This window comes from Flavobacterium sp. W22_SRS_FK3 (assembly GCF_052113665.1).
GTDB lineage: Bacteria > Bacteroidota > Bacteroidia > Flavobacteriales > Flavobacteriaceae > Flavobacterium.
Window position 1 is genome coordinate 40,048 of sequence record NZ_JBGQOF010000025.1, and the last position, 6,623, is coordinate 46,670.

Consider the following 6,623-nt stretch of genomic DNA (forward strand, 5'->3'; position numbering starts at 1 on the left):
GATAAATGCTGGGTTATGATTCGTTGCTTCTCAGTATTTTATCGATCTTCCCGCTGTCATATAAAAATATATCTCCAAGCTTAGTGTAGGGCAGAATTCCGGTCTGCCTGTATTTTATAATAGTGTTATTGGACAGCCCAAACATCTTTTTTAAATCTTCATTACGGTAATATTCAGGTCTCAAGACTTTTCCTTGGCTGATTTTTGAATCAATTGTTTCCAGTCTTAAAAGTACAGGCTCTATTAATTGTTCTACTCTCATAACAAAAGAGAGCTTTCTTTCTTTCTTCATCATTGGTGAGTTTTTTACTTATTATTAATTTTTTCTCCTTTCCATTCTACCAGCTCTCCAGCCTTCTCTTGCGCTCCTGGATTACTGCAATAAATTCATTTAAAAATTTAATCTGTTTTACCTTATAGACATAGCCTTTACATTCGGAAAACTGTCTGCTGATCGACTTAATTTTTGACTGTCCTCCGTCATCGCCGGCATATGTGAAATTATTTTCGAGGAAAAGCTGAAACTTACTTCTATTATTTTTTTCATCTGCATTATCAAAAAACAAAAGACCTTCATCCATTAAGATATAAAAGAGCTGGGCAAAGTTAATTTTACTGTAACAGGATTTACATTTTTCTTTTGAAAAACCAGATTTCACTTTGTTGTCCATGTCAGTTTCGCTGACTAGATTTTCTAATAATCGTAACCTTTCATCAAATTTCAATATAACAGTAAAGAACTCTATTTGCTTACCCCTTTTCATTGCTTCTAAAATTTAGTCATCATTCTTTAAATATGAACTGTGTCGTTTATTTGTATTCCTTATCAGGACATACAAAGGATTTCTACACTAATGCCAAATAACATTGATGTAATTAAGACACCAATCTCATTAAAGTAGTAAAGCGAATTTAAAAAGTAAAAGAATATCTCAGCTTTTTATTGTTTTCAAAGGAATATAATGACTTTATTTGGCATCGTTAGAAAATATAAAAACATTGGCAATTCTATTTTTTCAGGTGCTTTTCTTCAAATTCCTCAGTGAGTAATATGATTTTTTGGGATAAAACGGCAAATTCTGCGGTCTGTTTTTCCAGTTTGTACAGATATGCCGAAGCTTTCTTTTCGGAAAATTTTTGATATAAAATCTTTACCACTTGATTGTAATTTATCCCGACCGCTCTAAACTGGCTGTAGAAAGAGGTCAGGCGCATATAATAATCTATTTTCGCCTTATCAATCTTGACTGTTTTTATCCCTTTTTGAAAAACACACGCTGTAATAAAGTGCGCCATTACATGCATTCCTGATGTTTCAAAAAGAGTGAGGAAGCGTGCATTTTCTTCATCATTAAGACTGATAGAATAGCGGTGGACTGCTGGATCTATTTTGGAAGGTCTGCCTCCTTTATTCCGATTCTTTTTTTCTTCATTTTCCATGATTAATTGTATTACTTAAAACCAATATATCTGATAATCGGCAATTAAACTCCAATTTGGAAGTATTTGGAAGTACTTGGAAGCATTTGGCTTATTTGTTCCTGGCCCAGTTTTAAAGCTTTAACATGGGATATAAAAGGCGTGCATTTAAGAGGTAGGAATTTGAATAAGAAGCTTAAAAATCGTATTTTTGCTATATAGCGGTAGTTAAAAAAAAATAACAGAGTTCCTAATATGGATCGGGTCTTTTTTTGGGATTTCGATATAGATGCTATGGACTTTGAGAAAGCCTGCAAAACTATTATTGCCCGTATCATAGAACGTGGAGGACAGGATGAAATAGATGAAATCCTGCGTTTTTATGGACATGAAAAAGTTATCAGAACTATTCTTGATGAAATCTATTTCCTTCCGAATTATGCCATTGACCGTGCTTTAAAATTCTTTCCCGAACTCCAAAAGGAAGAAATGTATTGCTATCTCAACCGCAAAGACAAAACCTATCACTGGATTTTATTCTGCTTCTGAAATTCATTTAAACACGATATTTTTTTATTTATATTTTTATCCAAAGAAAATAAAAAAAAGAAACCGAAGGTAGGACGGGCTTATCAGTCTTGCAAAAAGACTTCGGCATAATGTCTTGCTCGTTCCTCACAAGCCACCCTTCGGGATTTATTCCGATTCCTTTTGGCCTGTCTGTATCCCGTCCTGTGAGATTGCTTTCTTTTTCTTTTTTCCGTTTTTCTGTTTTCTTTGGAAAAGATAATTTTGTTGGTATTGTGCAGGTTTCACTTCTCTTTTTAAAGTTTGCCTGAAATAAAATCGCAAAGTTTCCGGAAAAACCATAAAACTATAAAAGCATATTTACATTTTTATGCTTTTAAAAGCACTTATACAAATAGGTAAATTCCTGTAGGCTTGCACACTTGCATATCTGAATGCCTGCAAGCCTGCAAGCCAACATACTAGCCTGCTTGCATTCCTGCAAACTTGCATATTTGTATACTTGAATGCCTGCATTTTATCATGCTTGCTTACTTGCACACCTGCATACTTGAATCCCTGCATCTGCCCATGCCTGCTTACTTTTACTCATCCAAACTTGTTAGTACAACACATAAGTTAATTATAGCGTAAATATCTTCCAGCAGTCTACCGGTTTCACCAAAAACTGCTGTATGATCAGGCTGTCTTGTAAGCCTCTATACTTTGCATATTTCTAAAATAAATTAACTAACCGCTGGAAAAAAAAGGGCATCAAGCCCTTTCATTAAATCTATCTCTAAAAATGGTTTCGGAGGAAACCAGCAAGTTGTGTTTTGAGCTGCTTGAAATACTTTCTGCATCTCAAAACCACTTGCCCTGCCGGGGGCTGGAAAACGCCTCCGAAGTCGGCGTTTATTAGTTATATCCATAGCTTTCATCTTCCGGATTTGTTTTTTTATAAGTTTATTATTCAATTAGTTATAAAATTTGAACATACTTTCAGATTCTCAATATCTGATATTCAATAAAGCTATTTATAGGCTTCTGATATTATAAATAAGCACTTTTTTTTTCCAGCAATTAGTCTGGAATTTGCCAGCCTTTTATTTACGTTTAGATTTGAGAAGAGTGTAAAATTGATCGCATTTGATAAATTTTCGGATTGTTTTTCGCAATAATTAGTCGGAGTAATTCATATCATTCTGCACGTATTAAAACTGATAAAAAGAGGATCATTAAAGAGAAGACCTTATAGATTGTCAATTATAGTATGAATTTAATCCCTTATTGACAAGTCGTTATTCCAAATCGATAACAGTATAAAAAATTAATTTACAGAACTTTACACTGTAAATTTTTAATTACATCGCCATGAAATTTAGCCCACAGCATAAGTATATTTTTATAGAAGCAGTTTCCTTTCTATACATCCTGCTATTTGTATATGCGGCAATTAGTAAATTACTCGATTTTGAAAATTTTCAGGTTCAATTAGGACAGTCACCGCTGGTTAGTTCCTTTGCAGGAATTGTATCATGGGTTGTGCCAATTATAGAACTGCTGATTGCTGGATTACTGCTGTTTTCTTCAACGCGGTTCTTGGCGATGTGGGCCGCATTCAGCTTAATGACCATTTTTACCGCATACATTTTCATTATTTTAAGTTACAGCCCATTTGTTCCGTGTTCCTGTGGAGGAATTTTAGAAAAAATGGGATGGCAGGAGCATTTTATTTTTAATTTTGTTTTCATGATCCTGGCCGCAGCAGGTATTCTAATACTGGCCGGTATGGTGCCAAAAGTGCATCTTATTTCAAAACCTGCTGCACTGGCCAGTGCCTTCTCTGTGACTACATTATTTAGCATTGGTCTTGTTGCTTTGCTCTTTATACTATCAGAAGACATAATTCATCACCGCAATAATTTTGTACGGAGATTTCCCAAACACCCGACTACTGGCAAAAAAACAATCCTGCTTCCACACGCAGCCTATTATATTGCCGGTTATGATAAAGGACAGATTTATTTAGGCAATCGGACTGAACCGCTGGCAGTGACTATTTTTGATACGAGTCTTGTTGAAAAAAAGACAATTCATATCAATCTTCCAAAATATAATTTTCCTTATACTGTACCGCGTCTTGTTGTAAAGACCCCCAATTTTTATTTTAGCGACGGGAGCGGGCCCTGCATTTTTATTGGAGATACTGTCTCCTGGAAAGCAGAGCTTAAGATGTATGGAAAAGCATATTTTTCTATCCTAAAACCAATTGATAATAACAAAGCAGTTATCAGGGCCATAGATTCTAAAACAAAAAACAATACGCTGGGACTCTTTACTTTTAATAACAACACAGCATTAAAACTTAACGGCGGGCTGCTGCAGAAACAGGTAGACGGTGTATTTGATACTGACGGATCATTGCTTTATAATTCCCAGCTGGATAAGATAATTTATACGTATGCCTACAGAAATGAATTTCTGATAATTGATTCTAAGATTGGAAGTCATACTTCTGGGCATACCATTGATACGACTTCGCGAGCGCAGGTTTCGGTAGCCAGCATTAAGTCAAAAAACATCAAGACTCTGGCCAGACAGCCTAAATTAGTGAATAAACTCACTGCAACTTTCGGCAATTATCTTTTTGTCAATGCAGCACTCATTGGAAAATACGAACCTGAAATTATGTGGAAACAGGCTTCTATAATAGATGTATATAATCTCAAGGAAAACACCTATGCATTTAGTTTTTATGTTTACAATATAGAGGGACGGACAATGGATGAATTTGTGGTTTTAAACGACAGGATTGTTTCCCTCAATGGAAGACATCTCAAAATTGAAAAATTAAAAACCAATTATTACAAGCCTTTTTACCCATCAAGATAAGATCAGCATTTATGCTTTTAAAATAAACTGTACAGTCCAGGGGAAGGTCGAAAACCTGAAAAAGAGTAGACCGTTAACATTAAATTTTAATATTATGAATACTAAAGTTTTAAGACCAGCGCTTTCACTATCCGCAATCGCATTTGCTGTATTTGGGGCCTTTGCATTTTCATCTGTGCCTGAAAAAGGTAAACTGATAGATGTTTATGGGCATAACCCCTTAGAGGATTGTGATGTTACAACAGTACAATGCAGCACAGTGGATAATCCTAATGTTTGTAGAGTTAGTTCAGGAGGACAACAATTGTTCGACATGAGCAGTCCGACTGAGTGTAATGTTGAGTTATACAGAAAAATCAATTAATCTAATTTTAAAAAAGCAGGAGTTTTTTATCTCCTGCTTTATTTATTTGGTTTTAAGGGATGCCGTTTGTAAGCGCCTCCTTATGTTCTTTCAGATAATAATAAAACCAGTTTTTAGTTTTTATTGTCAGGTCTTTTTGGAGTTCAGGGGTAGTAATGGTGTGAGCCTCATTCTCATAAAGAATCAGTACATTCCTTTTTCCAAGCCTTCGAAGTGCCATATGAAATTCGGCAGACTGTGTCCAGAAAATATTCTTGTCTTTTTTCCCAGCCCAGCTTAGAAGGGGTGTTGTACAATTTGCTGCATTTGGCAGTGGCGCATCCATCTCGTAGGCTTTCCAATTTTCAAAAGGCGAGAAAGTCATTCTTCCCTGCTGCGATTCGAACCGCCATGCATTAGAACGTGGTATGCTGGATGAATGCACAAAATAACCGCTTATAGTATTCATGCGTCCCGAACCGCAGACAGCTGCAGCAAAAGCATCGGTCTGAGTAATTACAAATGCCGTCTCATAACCTCCAAAAGAATGGCCTATAATTCCGGGAGAGTTTAAAAAATAAGAGAGGCGTCACAATATATACTATTCAAAAATTTTGCACAATGCTAAATATAACATTAAAAGATTTTTTCGATGATGAAACTTTTAATTAAAATACAAAGATGCTTCGGCATCTTTTTTTTTTTGTAAAAAACACAATGAATGTTAATTAAGAAAATTCCTGTATTTGAATCATGGAATGTTATTAAATAATTTTTGTCATAATAATGCCCCCAATATCATTGTATATTTTTAATAAAGTATCCTGAACTAGAAAAGGTAATAGATACAATAATAGTCAAAAAATAGAAAGATGCTTTATATGGCATCTTTTTTTATGTTCATTTAAAAACTAAAAACAGGTAATTATACTCGGCTTTGCTATCAATTAAAAAACTAATTTTCAGGAATTATTATTAATTTACATTTTAGTAATTAAAAAAAGTTATTATGGCAAAATACAAAATATCTGGAATTTGGAAGGATGCAAACAATGTTATTACTGATTATGCTTTTCATACGGAAGGAGAAACCACAATTTCGAGAGCTATTAAAAAAAGCAAAGCACAGGCGATAGCTCTTTTAGAAATATACGGTAACAGTGCCGTCACATGGTTGTGGGATTATTCTAATGCGAAATGGAAAGTTGGTGAAACAGTACAGGTTGTAAATGGAAGTAATGGAAAGTATTTAAGGTCAAATCCAGATAATAAATTAACAGACAATTTGGAGCATTTAATTGACTTTGATTGGATTGCACCATAATTTATTTTTTATGTAATAAACGTAATTAAAGATGCTGTGTTAGCATCTTTTTTTTTTGTTGTCTCGTCCTAAAAAAACGATACTGATTATTAGATAAAAATAATTAATTAAACAGTTGCAAGAACGTTCTTGCAA

Annotated in this window: 9 protein-coding genes; 4 read left to right on the forward strand and 5 right to left on the reverse strand. The window is 34.4% G+C overall.

Annotation, left to right across the window (positions count from 1 at the left end):
- Positions 1 to 13: 13 nt before the first annotated feature.
- From ACEN2I_RS17755 to mobA, 3 genes are all read right to left on the reverse strand, one after another.
- Positions 14 to 295 carry a helix-turn-helix domain-containing protein gene (locus ACEN2I_RS17755; protein ID WP_441767440.1) on the reverse strand — a complete coding sequence of 94 codons (282 nt, stop codon included), beginning with the start codon at positions 293 to 295 and terminating at the stop codon, positions 14 to 16.
- A gap of 43 nt (positions 296 to 338) precedes the next feature.
- Positions 339 to 764 carry a hypothetical protein gene (locus ACEN2I_RS17760; RefSeq protein ID WP_441767441.1) on the reverse strand — a complete coding sequence of 142 codons (426 nt, stop codon included), beginning with the start codon at positions 762 to 764 and terminating at the stop codon, positions 339 to 341.
- Between the two features lie 244 nt (positions 765 to 1,008).
- Positions 1,009 to 1,440 (reverse strand): conjugal transfer protein MobA, encoded by a 432-nt coding sequence (mobA, locus tag ACEN2I_RS17765; protein WP_441767442.1) that lies wholly within the window; start codon positions 1,438 to 1,440, stop codon positions 1,009 to 1,011.
- A 234-nt stretch (positions 1,441 to 1,674) separates the two neighbouring features.
- Here mobA and ACEN2I_RS17770 point away from each other — a divergent pair, with 234 nt between their 5' ends.
- Entirely contained in the window at positions 1,675 to 1,968 is a 294-nt protein-coding gene (locus tag ACEN2I_RS17770) for a DUF6922 domain-containing protein (protein WP_441767443.1), read from the forward strand.
- Positions 1,969 to 2,672: 704 nt separating this feature from the next.
- On the opposite strand, the gene ACEN2I_RS17775 is transcribed toward ACEN2I_RS17770, so the two are convergent.
- Positions 2,673 to 2,903 (reverse strand): hypothetical protein, encoded by a 231-nt coding sequence (locus tag ACEN2I_RS17775; protein ID WP_441767444.1) that lies wholly within the window; start codon positions 2,901 to 2,903, stop codon positions 2,673 to 2,675.
- Positions 2,904 to 3,300: 397 nt separating this feature from the next.
- Between ACEN2I_RS17775 and ACEN2I_RS17780 the strand changes: the two genes are divergently transcribed.
- Together ACEN2I_RS17780 and ACEN2I_RS17785 are read left to right on the forward strand one after the other, a co-directional pair.
- Complete coding sequence (locus ACEN2I_RS17780; RefSeq protein ID WP_441767445.1) at positions 3,301 to 4,821, forward strand: MauE/DoxX family redox-associated membrane protein; 1,521 nt, start codon at positions 3,301 to 3,303, stop codon at positions 4,819 to 4,821.
- 94 nt (positions 4,822 to 4,915) lie between these two features.
- Positions 4,916 to 5,185 (forward strand): hypothetical protein, encoded by a 270-nt coding sequence (locus ACEN2I_RS17785; protein ID WP_441767446.1) that lies wholly within the window; start codon positions 4,916 to 4,918, stop codon positions 5,183 to 5,185.
- A 52-nt stretch (positions 5,186 to 5,237) separates the two neighbouring features.
- On the opposite strand, the gene ACEN2I_RS17790 is transcribed toward ACEN2I_RS17785, so the two are convergent.
- Positions 5,238 to 5,723, reverse strand: a complete 486-nt coding sequence (locus ACEN2I_RS17790) for an alpha/beta hydrolase family protein (RefSeq protein ID WP_441767448.1) — start codon at positions 5,721 to 5,723, stop codon at positions 5,238 to 5,240.
- A 450-nt stretch (positions 5,724 to 6,173) separates the two neighbouring features.
- On the opposite strand from ACEN2I_RS17790, the gene ACEN2I_RS17795 reads away from it, so the two are divergent.
- Positions 6,174 to 6,488, forward strand: coding sequence for a DUF3892 domain-containing protein (locus ACEN2I_RS17795; protein WP_441767447.1), 315 nt, complete (start codon positions 6,174 to 6,176; stop codon positions 6,486 to 6,488).
- Positions 6,489 to 6,623: the final 135 nt, after the last annotated feature.

Excerpts from the sequence above, each read along its gene's own strand:
- ACEN2I_RS17760 (WP_441767441.1), bottom strand. The coding sequence starts at position 764 with ATGAAAAGGGGTAAGCAAATAGAGTTCTTTACTGTTATATTGAAATTT.
- mobA (WP_441767442.1), bottom strand. The coding sequence starts at position 1,440 with ATGGAAAATGAAGAAAAAAAGAATCGGAATAAAGGAGGCAGACCTTCC.
- ACEN2I_RS17780 (WP_441767445.1), top strand. The coding sequence starts at position 3,301 with ATGAAATTTAGCCCACAGCATAAGTATATTTTTATAGAAGCAGTTTCC.
- ACEN2I_RS17755 (WP_441767440.1), bottom strand. The coding sequence starts at position 295 with ATGATGAAGAAAGAAAGAAAGCTCTCTTTTGTTATGAGAGTAGAACAA.
- ACEN2I_RS17795 (WP_441767447.1), top strand. The coding sequence starts at position 6,174 with ATGGCAAAATACAAAATATCTGGAATTTGGAAGGATGCAAACAATGTT.
- ACEN2I_RS17785 (WP_441767446.1), top strand. The coding sequence starts at position 4,916 with ATGAATACTAAAGTTTTAAGACCAGCGCTTTCACTATCCGCAATCGCA.
- ACEN2I_RS17770 (WP_441767443.1), top strand. The coding sequence starts at position 1,675 with ATGGATCGGGTCTTTTTTTGGGATTTCGATATAGATGCTATGGACTTT.